Below are 18550 nucleotides of genomic sequence, written 5' to 3'. Positions count from 1 at the left end.
AACGTGAACCTACGAGATGAAATCGAGAGGACTTTTCAAGGCAAAGCCTTTGCCCGACCTCTTTTCTATTCCTGCCCTGGAGGACTGCGTTTTGAGCTCTCCGAAACGGGTGGGATCATTGAGCAGTTCCTGACCGCCCTACGAAAATCGACAACGATCTGCAGCGATATCTTTTCTGACGCGGCAACGTTTGTGGCGTGTCTGCGCACTCACTCAGGCAACCATGGCTTTACTCATCGGGCCGCGATTCGGGCATTTCGATCTGCCGGCATTGATATTCCTCCTGAACGCTCAATCTGGAGCGAGGAGATAGATGTCGAAGAATGGTATTGCGAAGAAGAGCCTGAGTACTGGATCAACATCGCGTTCGAAGCGCCGATCACAAGCCTTCAAGCATTTCTCTGGTGCGCGTTGACTAAAGATTTTGGCGCTATTGAGCCCAATCCCCACTGTGATGTGTATCTGTTCAATCTGCCGAAACAGGTCATGGTTTTTCCCTACGACGACAGAGGCATGGATGTCGTCGGCCCTAATGCACCGCTGCTTTCGCAACTATACGAGCGGCACAATCAATACCTGCTTGACTATGACCGCTCGGCCATGGACGCCACGTTCGCAGGGGCGCGTTAGTCGCTACACCGGACGCTGGCATCAGCGACGAATCCAAAAAGGGAGCTTTTGGGCGTGAGCAATACTGGGGGCGCAATATGGAAATAGATCGTCTGCTCAAGAAGCGGCAACTCAATGTGCAGGAACAGAATACGGTGACTGCCCATCGCCTGAAGGAAACCGCTCGATTCTGGCGTGATACCAATATTCCCGAGGCCTTGACACGTTTCGGCGAGCGCCAAGGTGTTGATTGGTCAGAAACCGTCGTACTTGATCTTGAAGTCGACTTTCCCGGAATGCCACGCCTGTATGGCTTGATCCTCGATCAAGCGGAACGGTTCATAGCGTTTCAAATTGACACCGACAGTGATCATCTACACGTAGAGTTCGTAAGCCAATGGGAGGATGTCTCGGCGCATCAGAACTATTCGGCTTCCGAGCGCGGCACTGGCAAAGGCTTTGCTGTGCTTGCGTTGCAGGTCAGGCGGGAAGTGCTTGCACAACGATAGGTGTCGGTTTTCAGGCATAGGTTTCCTCTCCCTGGAAGGCCGACAACCGCCGCGCTCAGGCGATGTAGAAAAAGTACAGCGCCAAACCCAGCAACTGCATGAGCAACAGGATGGAGAGCAAATGATTGCAGCCCTTCCACGCCTTGCTCACCGGTTGGTTTTTTGCCACTCGGTAGCGAAGATAACTGTCGAGCGAAAGCGACGCCGTGGGGATCAACACGAACAAAAACGTCAAAAAGAAATTAAACATTTACTTTGTCCATCGACTCCCAACATGAAACCGGATTTGTTCGCTGCATCGCGCGCTGCTCAAGTCGTCTGAGCAAACAGCTTAGCTGATCGGCATGCCCCCGGAATCCGTGGGGTTCTCCGCCGCAGTGATCCCGGGCAACGACACTCGATGGGGACAAGTCGGTGACATGCAAACCCGCAACACCGCGATTCAATGGCAGAATCCCCTGACCCTGATGATTTCGGAGACCACAATGCTGCGCGTGTTTGAACAACGGCTCGACCCATTTCCTCCCGACGAAGCACCGCCTCCGCCCGTCGGCCTGATGCGGTTCCTGTGGGCCTGCACGCGCGGTGCACGCGGTTATATCCTCGCGCTGGCGCTGCTCAGTGCCGGCGTGTCGATCTACGAAGCCTGGCTGTTTTCCTTTCTCGGCCAGGTCGTCGATCTGCTCTCGACGTGGCAGGCCGGCGGTGGAGTCAACGCGCAGGAAAGTCGTGTGCTGTGGGGCATCGGTATTGTGCTGTTTATCAGCATCGGGCTGGTGGCGCTGCGCACCATGGTTCAGCACCAGATCCTGGCAATCAATTTGCCGTTGCGGCTACGCTGGGACTTCCATCGGTTGATGCTGCGGCAAAGCCTTTCGTTCTTTTCCGATGAGTTCTCCGGACGGGTCACGACCAAGGTCATGCAGACCGCACTGGCCGTGCGCGAAGTGTTGTTCACCCTCATCGAAATCGCACCGGGCATCGGCGTTTACTTCATTGCGATCATCGCCCTGGCCGGCGGCTTTGCCCTGAAACTGATGCTGCCGTTCATTATCTGGGTCGCGTTGTTCGGGCTGGCCATGGTGTACTTTGTGCCGCGTCTGGGTCAGGTCGGTCAGGAACAGGCCGATGCACGATCATCGATGACCGGGCGGATTGCCGACGCCTACACCAACATCACCACGGTAAAACTGTTCTCGCACTCCAAGCGTGAAGCGCACTTCGCACGCGCGGCGATGGAGGATTTCAAGCTCACCGGTTTTCGCCAGATGCGTCTGGTCAGCCAGTTCGAGATCGTCAATCAGGCGCTGGTGGTCGGGCTGATTATCGGTGCCGGCGGCTATGCCCTGTGGCTGTGGCATCTGGGCCAGGTCGGGACCGGTGCAGTGGCGGCGATCACCGCCATGGCGCTGCGCATCAACGGCATGTCGCACTGGATCATGTGGCAGATGACGTCGCTGTTCGAAAACATCGGCACCGTGCAGGACGGCATGGCCACCCTCACCCGTGGCCCCAAAGTGCAAGACGCGCCGAACGCCGGCGTGCTGGTGCCGGCGGGCGGCGCGGTGACGTTCGACAAGGTGAACTTCAACTACAACGGCGAACGTCAGGTCCTCGACAACTTGAGCCTGAGCATCCGCGCTGGCGAGAAAATCGGCCTGGTCGGCCGCTCCGGTGCGGGCAAATCGACGCTGATCAATCTGCTGCTGCGCTTTTATGATGTCGACAGCGGTGAGATCCGCATCGACGGGCAAAACATCGCGCACGTGACGCAAGACAGTCTGCGCAGCGCCATCGGCATGGTCACCCAAGACACGTCGCTGCTGCACCGGTCGATTCGCGACAACATCGCCTACGGCCGCCCGGACGCCACCGACGAAGATATCCGCCGCGCCGCCGCCAATGCGCAGGCCGACGGCTTCATCAGCCAACTGAGCGACAAGCAGGGCCACAGCGGCTACGACACGCTGGTCGGCGAGCGCGGCATCAAACTCTCCGGCGGCCAGCGCCAACGCATCGCCATCGCCCGAGTGATGCTGAAGAACGCGCCGATCCTGCTGCTCGACGAAGCCACCAGTGCGCTGGACTCGGAAGTCGAAGTCGCCATCCAGGAAAGCCTTGATGAAATGATGCAGGGTAAGACCGTCATCGCTATTGCCCATCGCTTGTCGACGATTGCCGCGATGGATCGACTGATTGTCATGGATGAGGGGCGGATTATCGAGCAAGGGACGCACACTGAGTTGCTGAGCAGAAACGGTATTTATGCGCGGCTCTGGCAGCATCAGAGTGGCGGGTTTCTGGGTGAGGATCAGGGCGTGGCGGCGGCGATGGATCAGGCTTGAGGGTGTGGGGCTGGTTGGAAGCAGTCGCTTGTGGGTGACTGCTATCGGCCAGAAGCGGACCTCCAAATGTCTATACGAAACTAGGAGGGGCTCAGGTTATGCTGCATCAAGGCCGACTTCCTAAAAAGAAGCCCGCTTATGCAGGCTTCTTTTTCCGGGGGTATCCTCTCAACGGGTTACCCTCTGAGTTATTCAGAAACCGGGCTTGATCTCGAAGCCGCAATACAGACCTGCAAAAACGCCAATGCCCAGCGTGACTCCAAGAGAAAGGGTGGCTCCACCGATTGCTCCACTTTGTTCATTTGGCAACTGCATGGTGAGCGAAAAGATGGGCGCTACGATCATAACTTGGCGAACACACGACACAGTGCTTGGTGTCTGAGGCGAAGTGCTATCGACTCCATCAATCGTGAGATCGAAGGATGCTCCTAGTTTTGCTACTGCGAGGCCGATACCGGAGATCGGTACAAACAAACCTGCTCCAAGCCCTCCGCGGCCATCAACAACAGAAGCATTTCCGCCTACCTGCCCGCCAATACCCGCAGCTAGACCAAATGCAGCAAGAGCATTTCCCCCCATAGAAGCCCCGACCTTTACACGTGAAGACAATCTGTTTTCAATGTAGGGGCGGCTTTTTCCAGTATCCGATCTGATTGATGGTCCATCGTTCCTATCAGGACGGTCTGCCCCTAGGTGCTCTCCCGAATTCATTCCGGGTCGATCGAAACGATCCGCTTTTTCAGATATTGTCGTTGTTTCTCTTGAGGGCCCTTCACGCAAACTGAGCCTGCTTTCCCCGTGAAAATCCGGACGCTCTCTTCCGGAATCGCGTCCCGATCCGTGATCGGAATCTGGCGGTCCATCCCCACCTCCGCCACCGCCTGGTTCAGGCGTATTGGCCACACCTTTCCCGTTCATTGACAGTAAGAAAATAGGATGTCGAGAGAGATATCCTTGACCGATGACATAGTGATTCCTCCTGAAGATGTGGCGGCTATGGATATCTCGTACAGCGACTGGGGGGTGTTCTGAGGATCGCTAATGGGGCTCAAATTTCGCAGCTGAGCGCTCCCGACAACATCTGAAGGTTTGGGATTTTCCCTGGTTAGTATGCGACCAAGATCCGTCATAAGCCGTGGTTGGTTAATAGCGACGGTCTTACCATTGGAATCTATTACTACTGCATTTTGTGGCAGGGATATATTACCTCGCCATACCCCAGCAGCCTGGTCTGAAACTCCGTTTGTGTAGGCCGAGAGTCCGCGAAAACGTACACCGATATATGGCTCAAATAGATGTGATCGGACTTGAAATGAAACTTTGAACGGTTTTCCACCTTGAGTTGCGGTCAGCGCTTTCTTCCAGGCAGTCTCTCCTACAAGACTGCGTAGAGATACCGACATAACACCAGCTGACTCGCGGTGCAGCTGTGACACTATTGAGCGCTCCGCCTGTGCTTGCCACTTCAACAACTCATCTAGGAAGGATCCAATCTGATCATTCCAAGTTGACGGAACCGGTGGTGATGCACCCGTGGTCCAAGTCCAGCATGTGGCAAATCCCCGCTGTATCACTTCCGCCATCGCGAGGGCGTCAGCAAGTTGGTCAACGAAACGGGTACGCATGCCGGACAAGTGCGGGACCAAGTTTAGCGGCCCATCTAGATCACTGAGTGCTTTGCGTTTCAGAGCGTTCGTCGTTCGGTTAAGTTCTGCACGACGCCTGCGAAAGTCGATGTCTTTTTGGCTCCAATCGGTTGCGATACTTTTGGCCTCTGCCAGGAGAGCAGAACTTGAGGCAGAAGCTCTCGCAAGTCGATTCTGGGTTTTGAAACTGATCTGGTAGCTAACGATTTCTGGTGCTGCAGCTGTCTTGGTGAAGAGATAGACCCAATTATGAAGAGGTCTTGCATCTGAGATATTTCCAGCAGGTGTTGGCTGCGAAATAAGAGGAGGGCCTGGATTAAGTATGGGGTCGCGAGCATACAGATAGTTCGCAGGGGCGTTAGAAGCGGCGTATTGATTGTGTACCGTTAGGTAGGGTGAATACATACTTGCTTGAGCGAGCCAGGCGCGCTGTGAAACAGCTTTCTCAAAGTTTTCCAGCACCTCTGTAAACGCAGCTTTTCCAATGACCTCATCATAGAAGTAAACTACCTCGCCAGATGCCGTCGCCCACTCTTTCTGAGCTGCGAGCTCCTTAGCTGAAATTTTATAAGGAAAGTCATACCAGCCCGCCGAAATTTCATCGTCTTGAATTTTCTCAGATTCGTCCAGTTCGTACTGTTCGAGGAGAAATCCGGTTAATCGAGCATTAAGTTCCAAGTATTGGCGCCGATCATTGTCCAAGCTCGCAAGCTTCTGCCGCAGGTCGTTGAGGTACACATCGGCCCAACGTGGAGAAAGGGTATCGGCACGCTTGCGAATCGCGGGCACTGCAAGAACAGCTTCGCTAGGTAGGTTTTGGTCAATACCGCTTTGCCAGCCGCCTCCGTTAATAGGCAACCCGCTTATCGCAGTAAGCCTCTCAGCGAGCTTTTGTAGCTGCACCGATGACAGATTCGTCAGAGGGAGCTTTGCATCATCCTTTAAGCCTGCCATACCTTTCCCTCGTTTGGTGCAGACCGCGGGAGCGTCGTGTATGTAGCATAGAGCGTCTAGAAAAAAGCGGTACCCAACACACAACTTTTCTCTCGTCGTGGCGCATTGGAGCATGTCACCTGCCTACCAGTGATTCTGGGGTTTCGATCACCAAGCAGTGGCAGGCCAGCTCGCCAGGTTTGATCAAGCTACCGTAGCCGTTGATCAGCCGCTGGCAACCCGTGCGCATGGTGCCGCAGTTCAAATGGTGGATACGTATGCTCATCTGAGTTCCAGGGCTGCGGTAGATAGCGCTGGTATGTTGGACTTCCAGTTCTGCAGGTTAACCAGGCTTTCGCGATAGGGACGCAATCCCTTGCTGAGCAGCATGCTCGAGAACACCAGAGCTGCAGAAGTGACAATCAGGAGCGAGTAACGAAGAGCCTTGTCGTCACTGAAGCCAAAGTCAGTGACCAAAGCCACTGGCGTAGGTGCGACGCCCAGCCCAAGCAAACTGATCACCAAGCTGTACACGGCAGTGGTTTGCCCGCGCATGGAGTTGGGCATGATTTCCTGAACGGCAGCAACTGCGATGCCGAAAGGCATGCTTAGGAAGAACGTCGAAGGTACAAGCACCGCAATTGCCCCACCATGCAGTGGGCATCAGTGGATAGACCCTAACTTAGTAGCTACTCAATGGCTGCTTATGGCCGATTGGTGCCTGTCGAGATGAGCAGTTATCGACCCATGACAGACATGAACTCACAGGCCACTGGTATAGATGAGCAAGGTTATAAACGCTGCGAATGGAGATAGCAGAATCAGCCCGCCGACGACGACTGCCCAGCCCCAGGCAAAACCACTCTCACCCTTGAAACGGCCGCCACTCAGCAAGCCCAGAACAAACACGCCAATGCGATGCGCTATCAAATCGATAATGAAGTCCATTAACCCTTTCTCGTTGTCGGTTTTCCTAGGAGCGTCAGAACGTCCGCTTCTGGCCGACAACAGTCTTTCGTGTGCGGATATCGCCCAAAAGCAATCATCCAAGACATTCACCCGCCGTACCCCAAGACGCAGTCCATCGATGACCTACCTTTTGATGGACACTCACTTTTAACTCACCGGCACCGCAAACACCGCACTGGCCCGCGCCACCGTGCGTTCCCCAACATGCAAACTAACAGCAGCAAACGCCAGTTGCCGGCCTTTTTTCGAATACTCCAAACGCACTTCCAGCCACTCGTTCATCTGCACCGCGCCGAGATAATCCAGGGTCATGCTCGCCGTGATCAATGGCTGTGGAGGGTCGCTGGAAAACGCCATGGCGTAACCCATCCCGACATCGGCCAACGTCGCCAATACCCCGCCATGCAAGGTGCCACGGCCATTCGCATGGCGTGAGTCGGTCAATAAACCCAGTTCCAGTTGCAGCCCGCTGCCCCTCGCGTAGATCGGGCCCAGCAAATCAAGCAACGGGCTGCTGCGGGTAAACGCGGTGAAACCTTCGGGAATTGCGATGGCGTCCATGGTCCCTCCTGGTGCCGGTGACTCACCGGCTTCATTGACCTTAATGGGAGGGTTTATTGGCAATCGCCTGATGGAGCAAGAACTATACGGATGTGGAATCTCCAGTGATCAACTGTCGAAGCAGGACCGACCGATCATCCCGTGGACGCCAGATCGCCACGTTCCATCATTCGAACACTGGCAAACGTCGATTCGTTGCGCGCTTGGTCGAGCGTCGTCAGCGGCTTGATTGTTGACGGCTGCGCTACCGGTTTGCGACTCATCTCAGAGCCGGAGCGCTCATCACTCGGCGGCACGCCAAAGTGCTCGCGGTAGCATTTGGAGAAATGCGGCGTTGAGACGAACCCACACACGTACGCCAGCTCAACGATCGACAAGGACGTCTGCTTGAGCAGTTGTCGTGCGCGAATCAGCCGCAACCGCAAGTAGTAGCGCGACGGTGTGCATTGCAGGTATTTCTGAAACAACCGCTCCAGCTGTCGCCGTGACAGGTCGACGTATTCGGCCAGATTATCCAGATCGATCGGTTCCTCGAGATTGGCCTCCATCAACGCCACCACTTCTTGCAGCTTGGGCTGGTGCGTGCCGACCACATGCTTGAGCGGTACGCGTTGGTGATCCTGCTCATTGCGGATGCGCTCGTAGACGAACATCTCGGAGATGGCGGTGGCCAGTTCACGACCATGATCGCGCGCAATCAGGTGCAGCATCATGTCCAGCGGCGCGGTGCCGCCGGAGCTGGTGAAGCGGTTGCGGTCGAGGGTAAACAGACTGGTGCTGACGCTCACACGCGGAAAAGCTTCCTGCATCGCCGCCAGAAATTCCCAGTGCACGCTGCACTCATAGCCGTCGAGCAACCCGGCTTTGGCGAGCGCCCAGCTACCGGTGCAGACCCCGCCCAAGCGCTTGGACTGTCGCGCCAAAGCTTGCAGCCACGTCGTGTGCTCGCGGGTAATTGCGCTCTGGATGCCGACGCCACCGCAGACGATAACCGTGTCCGCCACGGAGGGATTGCTCCACGACCCATCCGGGGTGATCGGCACGCCATCGCTGGCCCAGACCGCCGCGCCATTGGGGCTGAAGGTATGCCAGCGATACAACGTTCGCCCCGTCAGTTGATTGGCCATGCGCAAGGGCTCGACGGCGGACGCCAATGACATCAGGGTAAATTTGTCCAACAGCAGAAACCCGACGGATTGGGTTGCACCGTCGGCTACGGAGGGGGTCGATGACATCATGGCCTCATAAAAATCGGTCGCGACGCAGGCGTCTGCCATTCCCTCCGACATACGTGGAGGGAGTAATCAGGTTCGGCGCAAACGCCTACCCCACCGATGTGACCCTCGCCGTCGGCGCGGGATGACGCGACGTCAACAGGCCAATAAAGGAAATCGCCAGCGCCAGGCCAATGGTTGTCGTGACTTCAGTGCGGTGTTGCGGGGTGATCATCATCACCGCCAGCGCGGCGCAGATGAACACAATCACCAGCCACGTCAACCAGGGAAACAGCCACATGCGGAAGGTCAGTTCGACGTTGCGCTGTTGCAATATCCGCCGCATGCGCAACTGCGACACCGCGATGGCGAGGTACACCAACAGGGCAATCGCTCCGGAGCTGGCCAGCAGGAATTCAAACAGCCCGGCAGGCATGAAGTAGCTCCACACAGTGATCGACGCACCGAGCACGGTGCTGGCGATAACCGCTGCGCGCGGCACACCTTCGGAAGAGGTCGCCTTCAGCGCTTTCGGCGCATCGCCACGCCGGCCCAGCGAGTACAGCATCCGCGAAGCAATGTAGATCGAGGAGTTCATGCAACTGGCCACGGCAATCAGCACGACGACGTCGACCATGAACTTGGCGTGGGGAATGTTCATGATTTCCAGAGCGCGCTGATAAGAGCCGACCGAGGCCAGCAACGGATCATTCCAGGGCACCACGGAGATCACCACGAAGATCGACAGCAGGTAAAACACGCCAATGCGCCAGATTACCGAACGCGTGGCCTTGGCAATGTTTCGCGACGGGTCGTTGGATTCGGCGGCGGCGATGGTCACCGCTTCGGTACCGATGAAGCTGAACATGATGGTGATGAAAGCGCCGACCACCGCCGACAAGCCATTGGGCGCAAACCCACCGTGCTCGGCCATCAACCCACTCAAGCCGCTGACTTCACGATCCGGCACCCAGCCCATCAACACGGCAAAACCGACGCCGATAAAACCGATGATCGCCACGACCTTGGCCATGGCGAACCAGAACTCGAATTCACCGTACTTGGACACGCTGAACAGGTTGGTCACCACCAGCGCAATGATTGAGCCCAACGCGAACAGCCAGGCATCGACCTGCGGAAACCATTGGTTCAGCACATGCCCGGCGGCGAGCGCTTCGATGGGAATCACCAAAACCCAGAACCACCAGTAGAGCCAACCGATGGTGAAACCGGCCCAGCGTCCGATGGCCTGGTCGGCATAGGTCGAGAACGAGCCAGTGTCGGGGTTAGCCACCGCCATCTCACCGAGCATGCGCATGACCAGCACGACGAGCAAACCGGAGAACAGATAAGCCAGCAGAACCGCCGGCCCCGCCGCCGCAATGGCATGTCCTGAACCTACGAACAATCCGGCGCCGATAATCCCGGCAATGGACAACATAGTGACGTGACGAGGCTTGAAGCCCTGCGCCAATTGGCTACTCGAATCCGTTGAGTTCGGGCTGATCATTGGTTTTTTTATTCTCTGCTGAACGACATTCAAGCGAGTTGACCAAGGCAATCGAGCACTGTCGTTGCCTGCCGAGCCCCCGAAAGAAGCCCCCTTCAACCGCCGCAGTTCTTATCAACCCCATGATCTGGATGGGATTATTTTGATGTGAAGACGCGTCACCTTACCCGGCCTGTCAGATGATTCAGTAGCCTGATTGCGTCATGGTTGTGTCTGATATCGACATATCGAAACCAATCGGTCTCAATGAATACCGATAAGTCACCCAGTATCTGACGACAGATACCCTCATCTCGCCCTCACCTCCCCGCACACCCCGGCAATGTAAACACCACACGCGCCCCACACGGCGCGTTCGCCTCCGCCCACAAGTGACCGTCATGGGCTTCGATGATCGACCGGCAGATCGACAACCCCATCCCCAACCCGGTGACTTTGGTGGTGTAGAACGCGGTGAAAACCTCCTCCACCTGATCGCAGGCAAATCCCGGTCCCGAGTCGCTTACGACAATCCGCACGTCTTTCCCGACAGACTCGCTGACAATGATTAACCGACGCTCGCCCTCCTCGATCACCGCCATGGCCTCCAGACCGTTGATGATCAGATTGAGCAGCACCTGTTGCAGCTCGACGCGGTCAACCAGCACGGCAGGCAAATCGTTGACAAGGCGCGTGGTGACCGCCGCGCCATAGCGGGCCGCTTCACCCCGGGTAAACCCGACCATCTCGCCCACTACCGCGTTGAGGTCCACCGGATGTCGTTGCGGCGGTGTTTTGCGGATCAATGCGCGGATACGTCCGAGCACGTCGGCCGCGCGGTTACCGTCGTTGATGATGCGTCTGAGGCCCTGTTCAACTTCATCGGTGTTCGGCGGTTGCGCGCCGAGCCAGCGCAACGCCGCGTTGGCATTGATCACGGTGGCGGCGATTGGCTGGTTGACTTCATGGGCAATGGACGCTGCCAACTGGCCCATGGTCGCCACGCGATTAGCGTGGGCCAGTTCCGCTTGTACCTGGCGATATCGGCGCTCGCCTTCGCGCACTTGCTCTTCGGCCTGTTTGCGTTCGCTCAGGTCAAGCACGAAGGCCACGCCCTGCTGCTGACTGGCTTCGAATGCGGCCAGACCGACGATCACCGGCAGGCGAGTGCCGTCCTTGCGGATGTATTCCTTCTCGAACGGCTGGGCGCGCCCGGTGCGGATTGCCGTCGCCAGCGCGACTTCACTTTTCATGCGCAGTGGCGGCGGTGTCATGTCGCGCCAATGCACCCTGCCTGACAGCAGATCGTCGCGCTCGTAACCGACCATGCGCAGGAACGCGTCGTTGGCCTCAATGATTTCACCGTCGACACTCCAGACGATGATGCCGATGATATTGGCGTCGACCAACCGGCGAATCCTCGCCTCGCGCTCGGCGACGTCTCGATACAGCCGCGCGTTGTCCAGCGAGATCGCCGCCTGCGAAGCCACCAGTCGCAGTACGGCAATGCGCGCCGGACTGAACACACCCGCAGATAGATTGTTCTCCAGGTACAGCGCCCCGGCAATCCGGCCCTGATTCATCAACGGCAGGCACAGGATCGAGCGAGCGCCGCGTTGATGAATGTACAGATCAGCGGCAAATGCCGGATCGGCGACGGCATCGTCCAGACACAGGTTTTCACCGGTGCGCAGGGTCTGGTAGAGCACCGATTCGGCCAGCATCGATGAACTTACCGGCTCATGGCAAAGCAGCGCGCTGTCGTCACCGACACTGGTTTTCGCGGCGATATACGGCGCCTCGCCTTCGGTCAGAATCAGCCGGCCATGCTCGGCGCCAGCCTGTTCGATAGCGGTGCGCATGACCATTTCGATCAGTCGATCCAGCACGATCTCGCCTGAAACGGCCTGGGACACCTTGAGAACCGTGGCCAGATCCAGATGCTCGACCGGGGTGGCGATGGTCGCAGTCGGACCGGGCGCCGTATCTTCATTGCGCAGATAGCGGTGCTGTAGCTCCAGTTGCCGCACCTTGCCCTCTGCCCCCCAGCGCAAGTAACCGTAGCGCGCATCTTGCAGGTACAGGCGGGCGATTTTGCTCAGACCACGGGCACTGTAGAACCGCGCTGCGAGTTCGTTGGCCAAGGCTTCGACATGCACAAAGCCGTTGTCCCTGGCCAACTGAATCGCTTGCTCGTACAGCATCTCGGCTTCGATCAACTGCCCGGTGACCCGAGCGATTTCGGCTGCGACCAGCGCCGTCTGACTGGCGAAGGTTTCCGCACACTGTTGCGCCCAGGTTTGCAGTTGATCGTGGTGCTCGCCCAAGCGTTGCAATCGGTCGGTATCGGCTTCGCCGTGGGCAGCCAACGTTAACGCTGCGTAAAAGTGAAATTCGGCCTCTTCAAAAAACGAGGAGATCACCCACAACAGCTCCCGGGCCTGCGCCGCGCAATCGGCGGCCGCTGCGTAATCCCCGGCCAGATAACGCGCCTGCAACTTGCGCACCCAGTACTTGCCCCGAGCCAAGGCCAGGTCCGGAGCAGCGAGGTTCGCCTCAAAGCGTGTCTCATCGAATTCTTCATTATTGAAACTGCCAAACACCGGGGTCTGCCCTCGCAACATGCGGATCAGTGCCCGTTGGCAACTCATGAAACTGATCACCAGACCGAAGCGGATTCTTTGCGAGTAAGCCAGACCCGTTTCAGCCTGCACCTGCACTTCCGCCAGCGGCTCGCCAATGAACAGCAAGTCGGAAATCAGGCTATTGCCAGCGTAGGCTGCATAGGGCAAATCGCCGGTGCGGTTGCCGGCGCTGAGCGCACGCCGCAGCAATTCGCGGCACTCGCGCACCGGGCGCATCCAGCGCACCACGAAGATCGAAAAGCACAGGTAGGTACGCGCTTCGTATTGCGCAAGGCCACGGCGGTCGACCAGATCGCAGCCCAAGCGGCCAAAGCGGTAACCGCTGGCATAATCGCCAAAGCGCCGCCCGGCAACCCGCACAACATTGGCGTAGAGCATGCAGGAGGCGTCGCAATTACCGTGCTCCAGGCTCAGGTTAACGGCTTTGCATATGGTCAGGCAGGCGAGGTTCGCATCCGACTGCAACGCAGGGGCCAACAGTTTGCTCAACGCATCCAGTGTCACCAGCGTGGCCGGATCCTCCATCAGTGGCAGGTCGATCAACTGCTCGATGCTGCGCTCACCCAGTTGCCTCCAGATCTGTTGGTATTCGGCGCGCACCTGCTGATCGTCCGGATGCGCCGTCCAGTCGATGCCGACCTGACGTAAATACGTCAGGCACACATTCACCGCGCGGTCACTGCGGTCGAGCAGCAGGCAGACATCCATCAACAAACAGGTGACTGCCGCCCGCTCTACCGTGGTCTCGACGCGCTCGGCCAGGGCAGTCAGGCGCGCATCGGCCAGTGCCAGTTGCCCAGTGAGAAATTCGCACTCGGCGCGGTTCAGCTCCAGAGCAAACCCCAGTTCATGGCGACGGTCATCACCGTGCTCGCCGAGCAACGCCGCACCCGTGCCCAAGTAGCTCAATGCTGAGGTGTAAGCGGTCGAAGCCTTGGCACGCTGACCTGCGAGCAGGTTGAATTCGGCCAGCTGTTCGCGTTCGGCCCGCGCGCTGATCAGACTGGCGCCGCGATTGAGTTGCCCGACGATTTCGAAGATCGCGTCTTCACGCCCCTCCGCTGGCGTCTGCAGGGCGAGCAAACGGCCGATACGCAGATGAGTTTGCGCACGTTCGGTTTCCGCGGTTAGTGAGTATGCCGCCTCGTGGATACGGTCATGGACAAACGCACAAGTACCGTCGTGAAACTCCACCAGTTCCTGGCGCACCGCCGGCCAGAGCGCCGCGTGCACCCGCGCCGTCGGCAGGTCGAGCACGGTGGCCAGCGTGTCAATGCGCGCTACGTTGCCCAGGCAGGCCAATTGTTGCAGGGCCTGACGCGTGTCCAACGGCAGACGCGCCAGTTTGCCAACCATCAGATCGACCACGTTATCGGTGTAGCCCTTGGCGTTGATGAGTGCCAGATCCCAGCGCCAACGGTTGAATTGGTGGTCGTAGATCAGCAGCTGTTCTTCGGCCAACGCGTGAAGAAACTGGATGACGAAAAACGGATTGCCGCCGGTCTTTTCCAGCACCAGGCGCGCCAGGGCAACGATGCTCGCGGGTGGGCAGCGCAGGGATTCTGCGATCAGTTGCTCGATGTGCACGCTGGCCAGCGAGGTCAGGCAGATCTCGTCGATATGCACGCCGCCATTACGCAGCACTTTGAGTTTGCCGCTGAGCGGGTGGTCGGCATCGACCTCGTTATTGCGGTACGCGCCCACCAGCAGCAAATGCCCAAGCTCCGAGCGGGTCAGCAGATCTTCGAGCAGATCGAGGGTCGCTGCGTCGAGCCATTGCAGATCATCGAGAAACAGCGTCAACGGATGTTCCGGCCGAGCAAACACGCCGATGAAACGCTGCAACACCGCCATGAAGCGCTGCTGCGCCTGCTGCGGTTCAAGCTCCGGCACCGCTGGCGGTTCACCGATAATCAACTTGAGTTCCGGGATCAGCTCGGTCATCAACCGTGCACTCGGTGACAGTGCCTGCAACAACGCCGCACGCCAGTCAGCGAGCACCTCGCGACGCTTGCCCAGCAGCGTTCGCACCAATCCTTGAAAGGCCTTGACCAGCGTCGCATAGGGGATGTCGCGCTTGTACTGATCGAACTTGCCAGCGGCGAACAATCCCCGCGACGGCACCAGCACTTTGTGCAGTTCACTGACCACCGAGGATTTACCAATGCCGGAGTAACCGGACACCAGCACCAGCTTCGGCGAAGGAGCCTGCACCACCTGGGCGAAAGCATCGATCAGGGTTTGCACTTCGCGTTCACGACCGTAGAGCTTTTCCGGGATCAGCAAGCGATCGATCGCGCCCTGCTCGTTCAACGTGAACACATCGATCCGCCGCGCCCGACGCCAGTCGTCCAGACAACGACGCAAGTCATGTTCGACGCCGGCGGCGGTTTGGTAGCGCGCTTCGGCGGTCTTGGCGAGCAGTTTCATGACTACCCGCGAGAGCATCAACGGCACCGTGGCCACGCGTTCGCATGCAGGCATCGGTTGCCGCGCAATGTGGCAATGCACCCACTCCATCGGGTCGTTGGCGTTGAACGGCAGCGAGCCGGTAAGCATCTGGTACAGCGTCACACCAAAGGCATACAAATCGCTGCGCGAATCGATCGAACGATTCATTCGACCGGTTTGTTCCGGCGCCATGTAGGCCAGGGTCCCGGCAATGGTTTCTGGCGGCGCGGGTGCCTGACGTTCGCGCGGCAGTCGCGAGGCCAGACCGAACCCCATCAACCGGGCTTGTCCGTCGTGGCAGTTGACAAGGATGTGCTGCGGTTTGAGATCCTTGTGCACCAGCCCACACAGGTGCAAACGGCCAAGCGCTACGGCTATGTTGATTGCGTGCAACAGGCAGGTTTCAGTGTCCAGCGGCGTGATCAGCAGACGCGACAGCGGCTCGCCGCCGGGGTCGTCGAATAACAAGTGCGTGGTTCCGCCCGCGCGTTCAAGGGCTTGCGGTTGCAGCGCCCATTCATTGTGCAGAGCGTCTTTGAGGCCGTATTCATGCGCCAGCCGGTCGAGGGTTGCGGGCAAAGGCTGAGCGATTGCCGGACGCACTATCAGCACGCTGGCGCTCTCCCCCTGTCCTCGTTTGCGGGAGAACACCCGCTCGCCGTCGTCCCACAAAATCTGTTGTTTGCTGGCCATCGGAGTCGACACCGTCAAAGGGGTTTCTGTCACGCGCTGAAGCTCGGTTCAGCTTGTCCGCCGCGCCGGCTCGATGCCCAGCGATTCGGCAATACGCACCAGATCGGCGACCGAACGTGCAGCGAGTTTCCTCATGACCTGCCCGCGATGGACTTTCACCGTCACTTCGCTGAGGTTGAGTTGCGCGGCGATCTGCTTGTTCATCAGCCCGCCAATGACGAAACCGAGCACTTCGCGCTCACGTGCCGTCAATGTTTCGTAGGCTTGACGCAACGCCGCGCCGGATTGTTCGGCGAGCAGTCGCGCACTGTCGCGGGCCAAAGCACTGGCCACCGCATCGAGCATGTCCTGATCACGAAAAGGCTTGGCCAGGAAATCCACCGCGCCGGCCTTCATCGCCTTCACGCTCATGGCGATATCGCCGTGACCGGTCATGAATACGACGGGAATGCGCAGGCCGTTTTTTTCCATCTGCTCCTGAAAGGTCAGGCCACTTTCGCCGCGCAAACGCACATCGAGCACCAGACAACCGGGCACGTCGCGTTTGGCCGAAGCGAGGAAGTCACGGGACGTTTCGAAGGTCTGCACCTGCAGGCCGATCGAACGCAGCAAACCGTCGAGGGCCTGACGCATGGAGGCGTCGTCGTCGACCACATAAACCACCGGTTCCCTCAGCACGGACGGGGCTGCGCTGGGGCTGGAATGCGACCACAGGGTCATCGTGAGTCCTCGGCGAGATCGCAACGCGTGCGATGTGCAGGTGAATAAATCTAGTCCATGATGGCGAACGCAGCCAGAGGCCAGCCAAACGGTCGCGCAGCAGGCTAGCAGTCGACGCGCATTGCCGACAGGCCAGAAACCCCTGAAAATCGGCCATGCCCTTTCCCCTCCTTCTTCAGCCGTTTGAACAGGCAGGATTTCAATGTCCAGCATTCCCTTCACCGCTACGCCCGAACCGCGCGACGTGGTGTTTATTGCCTACCCGCGAATGAGCCTGCTCGACCTCAGTGGCGCGCAAACGGTGTTCTGGGCCGCGAGCAAAGCCTTGGCCGAAAGATGCCAACCCGGTTATCAGTTGCACACCGCCAGCCTTGAGGGTGGTTTGGTCAATACCGTTGAAGGTTTGGCCGTGGACACCCGAGCGCTGCGCGAATTGGACATTGCCGCGCTGCACACCCTCGTCGTACCCGGCGCACCCGATATCTGCCAGACCCTCGACGAGCACGCCGAACTTACCGCGTGGTTGCGGCGTAATGCCCCTGTCGCGAGGCGAGTGGTGTCGGTGTGCAGCGGCGCTTTCCTGCTGGCCCAGTCCGGTTTGCTCGACGGCTGCCGCACCGCCACGCACTGGGCCATGTGCGACAACCTGCGCGAGCGCTTCCCGGCGATCGACGTGGATGCCGATGCGATCTTCATCCAGCAGGGCAAGGTCTGGACCTCGGCGGGGGTCACGGCCGGTATCGATCTGGCCTTAGCGCTGGTCGAGGCCGATTACGGCCGCGAAGTGGCGTTGCAGGTTGCCCGCGAGCTAGTGGTGTACCTCAAGCGCCCCGGTGGTCAGGCGCAATACAGCACATTGCTGCAAGCGCAGGTGCAGGACAGCCCGCAGTTCGACCCGTTGCACTTGTGGCTGATCGATCACCTGGACGATCCGAAGTTGACTGTAGAGCGACTCGCCGAACAGGCGAAAATGAGCCTGCGCAATTTCACCCGCGTCTACAAGCAGAGCACCGGGCGCACGCCGTCCAAAGCCATCGAACTGTTCCGCCTCGAAGCGGCCAGGCGCATGCTGGAGAACTCGGCGCACACCATCGACAAGGTTGCGCGTCTTTGCGGCTTCGGTGATGAAGAGCGGCTGCGCGCCTGCTTCCAGCGTCACCTGTCGATTTCACCGCGCGACTACCGCAGCCGCTTCAGCCGCGAAGGTTGATGCCGAAAACCGCTGACGCTCAAAAAGTCTCCACGGACTATACCTAGGTATAGTTTTGCGCCGGTGCCGACGGCGTATGGTGCAAGAACGACAGGAGTCGCCATACGTGCCCGTCCGGCCAGGGAGCCCTATGCAGCACAAGGTTGTCATTGCGGTGGTTGACGACGACGAGGCCATTCGCGATGCACTCGCAGGTTTGCTTCGCGCCTTCGGTTATCAGGTGTTCACCTATCCGGGCGCGCAGGCATTCCTTGAGTCAAAAAGCCCGGCGCAGACACACTGCCTGATCTCCGATATCCAGATGCCTGGCATGAGCGGCCCGCAACTGCACGAAGCATTACGCGCACAAGGCTGGCGCATTCCGGTGATTTTCGTCACCGCCCATCCCGAAGAATTCCACACCCGCGCGCCCGGCGTCATCGCTTGTCTGCCCAAACCCTTCCCGCCCGACACCCTTCTCAACCACATCGACTTTGCCCTGAACCGTCCTCTGTAGCGTGTTCGATACCTTCGTATACCGCCCTTCGACCCATGCGTAATCCGCACACACCGATGG

General features: G+C 58.6%; 16 protein-coding genes and 1 pseudogene. 5 read left to right on the top strand and 12 right to left on the bottom strand.

All coding sequences use genetic code 11. The features are described 5' to 3' along the window. The first annotated feature begins 3 nt into the window (after window positions 1-3). Window positions 4-630 carry a DUF3885 domain-containing protein gene (locus J0G10_RS14410; protein WP_095049921.1) on the top strand — a complete coding sequence of 209 codons (627 nt, stop codon included), beginning with the start codon at window positions 4-6 and terminating at the stop codon, window positions 628-630. 77 nt (window positions 631-707) lie between these two features. Then, entirely contained in the window at window positions 708-1118 is a 411-nt protein-coding gene (locus tag J0G10_RS14405; protein WP_095049920.1) for a hypothetical protein, read from the top strand. 55 nt (window positions 1119-1173) lie between these two features. On the opposite strand, the gene J0G10_RS14400 is transcribed toward J0G10_RS14405, so the two are convergent. Then, the gene (locus tag J0G10_RS14400) at window positions 1174-1368 is read right to left on the bottom strand and encodes a hypothetical protein (protein WP_095049919.1); all 195 of its coding nucleotides are present in this window, start codon (window positions 1366-1368) and stop codon (window positions 1174-1176) included. Window positions 1369-1603: 235 nt separating this feature from the next. Here J0G10_RS14400 and J0G10_RS14395 point away from each other — a divergent pair, with 235 nt between their 5' ends. Then, on the top strand, window positions 1604-3463 hold the full coding sequence (locus tag J0G10_RS14395; RefSeq protein ID WP_220558860.1) for an ABC transporter ATP-binding protein: 1860 nt from the start codon (window positions 1604-1606) through the stop codon (window positions 3461-3463). 192 nt (window positions 3464-3655) lie between these two features. Here the strand turns inward: J0G10_RS14395 and J0G10_RS14390 are convergent, their stop codons facing one another. The 11 genes and pseudogenes from J0G10_RS14390 to J0G10_RS14340 all read right to left on the bottom strand — a co-directional run bounded on the left by J0G10_RS14390 (window position 3656) and on the right by J0G10_RS14340 (window position 16784). After that, window positions 3656-4072, bottom strand: coding sequence for a hypothetical protein (locus J0G10_RS14390; RefSeq protein WP_220558754.1), 417 nt, complete (start codon window positions 4070-4072; stop codon window positions 3656-3658). 98 nt (window positions 4073-4170) lie between these two features. Then, window positions 4171-4326 carry a hypothetical protein gene (locus J0G10_RS14385; RefSeq protein WP_220558753.1) on the bottom strand — a complete coding sequence of 52 codons (156 nt, stop codon included), beginning with the start codon at window positions 4324-4326 and terminating at the stop codon, window positions 4171-4173. Between the two features lie 51 nt (window positions 4327-4377). Then, the gene (locus J0G10_RS14380) at window positions 4378-6063 is read right to left on the bottom strand and encodes a hypothetical protein (RefSeq protein WP_220558752.1); all 1686 of its coding nucleotides are present in this window, start codon (window positions 6061-6063) and stop codon (window positions 4378-4380) included. Window positions 6064-6178: 115 nt separating this feature from the next. Then, complete coding sequence (locus J0G10_RS14375) at window positions 6179-6328, bottom strand: hypothetical protein (RefSeq protein WP_220558751.1); 150 nt, start codon at window positions 6326-6328, stop codon at window positions 6179-6181. Beyond that, window positions 6325-6718: pseudogene (locus J0G10_RS14370) on the bottom strand (MFS transporter); the annotation flags it as partial. The gene J0G10_RS14375 and the pseudogene J0G10_RS14370, both read right to left, overlap by 4 nt. 86 nt (window positions 6719-6804) lie before the next feature. Further along, window positions 6805-6990, bottom strand: coding sequence for a hypothetical protein (locus tag J0G10_RS14365; protein ID WP_122707898.1), 186 nt, complete (start codon window positions 6988-6990; stop codon window positions 6805-6807). Window positions 6991-7158: 168 nt separating this feature from the next. Then, a complete protein-coding gene (locus tag J0G10_RS14360) occupies window positions 7159-7572 on the bottom strand; it encodes a PaaI family thioesterase (protein WP_220558749.1) in 414 nt (137 codons plus the stop codon). Window positions 7573-7706: 134 nt separating this feature from the next. Continuing rightward, entirely contained in the window at window positions 7707-8807 is a 1101-nt protein-coding gene (gbdR, locus tag J0G10_RS14355) for a choline metabolism transcriptional regulator GbdR (protein ID WP_095049986.1), read from the bottom strand. 88 nt (window positions 8808-8895) lie between these two features. Next, window positions 8896-10296: a GABA permease gene (gabP, locus tag J0G10_RS14350; RefSeq protein WP_220558748.1), complete on the bottom strand. Its 1401-nt coding sequence runs from the start codon at window positions 10294-10296 to the stop codon at window positions 8896-8898. A 299-nt stretch (window positions 10297-10595) separates the two neighbouring features. Beyond that, window positions 10596-16064, bottom strand: coding sequence for a trifunctional serine/threonine-protein kinase/ATP-binding protein/sensor histidine kinase (locus J0G10_RS14345; protein ID WP_220558747.1), 5469 nt, complete (start codon window positions 16062-16064; stop codon window positions 10596-10598). Between the two features lie 48 nt (window positions 16065-16112). Then, window positions 16113-16784, bottom strand: coding sequence for a response regulator transcription factor (locus tag J0G10_RS14340; RefSeq protein WP_220558746.1), 672 nt, complete (start codon window positions 16782-16784; stop codon window positions 16113-16115). 202 nt (window positions 16785-16986) lie between these two features. Here J0G10_RS14340 and J0G10_RS14335 point away from each other — a divergent pair, with 202 nt between their 5' ends. After that, on the top strand, window positions 16987-17994 hold the full coding sequence (locus tag J0G10_RS14335) for a GlxA family transcriptional regulator (RefSeq protein WP_186624206.1): 1008 nt from the start codon (window positions 16987-16989) through the stop codon (window positions 17992-17994). 130 nt (window positions 17995-18124) lie between these two features. After that, the gene (locus J0G10_RS14330) at window positions 18125-18490 is read left to right on the top strand and encodes a response regulator transcription factor (protein ID WP_093433326.1); all 366 of its coding nucleotides are present in this window, start codon (window positions 18125-18127) and stop codon (window positions 18488-18490) included. Window positions 18491-18550 lie beyond the last annotated feature (60 nt).

The sequence above is a fragment of the Pseudomonas germanica genome (assembly GCF_019614655.1).
Taxonomy (GTDB): Bacteria; Pseudomonadota; Gammaproteobacteria; order Pseudomonadales; family Pseudomonadaceae; genus Aquipseudomonas; species Aquipseudomonas neuropathica.
Note: the sequence above shows the minus strand (reverse complement) of the source record. Positions and strands in the feature narration are given on the sequence as shown.

What these genes read in the sequence shown, in the direction of transcription:
- J0G10_RS14365 (WP_122707898.1), bottom strand. Translation starts at nt 6,990, where the DNA reads ATGGACTTCATTATCGATTTGATAGCGCATCGCATTGGCGTGTTTGTT.
- J0G10_RS14360 (WP_220558749.1), bottom strand. Translation starts at nt 7,572, where the DNA reads ATGGACGCCATCGCAATTCCCGAAGGTTTCACCGCGTTTACCCGCAGC.
- J0G10_RS14405 (WP_095049920.1), top strand. Translation starts at nt 708, where the DNA reads ATGGAAATAGATCGTCTGCTCAAGAAGCGGCAACTCAATGTGCAGGAA.
- gabP (WP_220558748.1), bottom strand. Translation starts at nt 10,296, where the DNA reads ATGATCAGCCCGAACTCAACGGATTCGAGTAGCCAATTGGCGCAGGGC.
- J0G10_RS14395 (WP_220558860.1), top strand. Translation starts at nt 1,604, where the DNA reads ATGCTGCGCGTGTTTGAACAACGGCTCGACCCATTTCCTCCCGACGAA.
- J0G10_RS14380 (WP_220558752.1), bottom strand. Translation starts at nt 6,063, where the DNA reads ATGGCAGGCTTAAAGGATGATGCAAAGCTCCCTCTGACGAATCTGTCA.
- gbdR (WP_095049986.1), bottom strand. Translation starts at nt 8,807, where the DNA reads ATGTCATCGACCCCCTCCGTAGCCGACGGTGCAACCCAATCCGTCGGG.
- J0G10_RS14345 (WP_220558747.1), bottom strand. Translation starts at nt 16,064, where the DNA reads ATGGCCAGCAAACAACAGATTTTGTGGGACGACGGCGAGCGGGTGTTC.
- J0G10_RS14375 (WP_220558751.1), bottom strand. Translation starts at nt 6,328, where the DNA reads ATGAGCATACGTATCCACCATTTGAACTGCGGCACCATGCGCACGGGT.
- J0G10_RS14385 (WP_220558753.1), bottom strand. Translation starts at nt 4,326, where the DNA reads ATGGACCGCCAGATTCCGATCACGGATCGGGACGCGATTCCGGAAGAG.
- J0G10_RS14335 (WP_186624206.1), top strand. Translation starts at nt 16,987, where the DNA reads ATGTCCAGCATTCCCTTCACCGCTACGCCCGAACCGCGCGACGTGGTG.
- J0G10_RS14330 (WP_093433326.1), top strand. Translation starts at nt 18,125, where the DNA reads ATGCAGCACAAGGTTGTCATTGCGGTGGTTGACGACGACGAGGCCATT.
- J0G10_RS14400 (WP_095049919.1), bottom strand. Translation starts at nt 1,368, where the DNA reads ATGTTTAATTTCTTTTTGACGTTTTTGTTCGTGTTGATCCCCACGGCG.
- J0G10_RS14340 (WP_220558746.1), bottom strand. Translation starts at nt 16,784, where the DNA reads ATGACCCTGTGGTCGCATTCCAGCCCCAGCGCAGCCCCGTCCGTGCTG.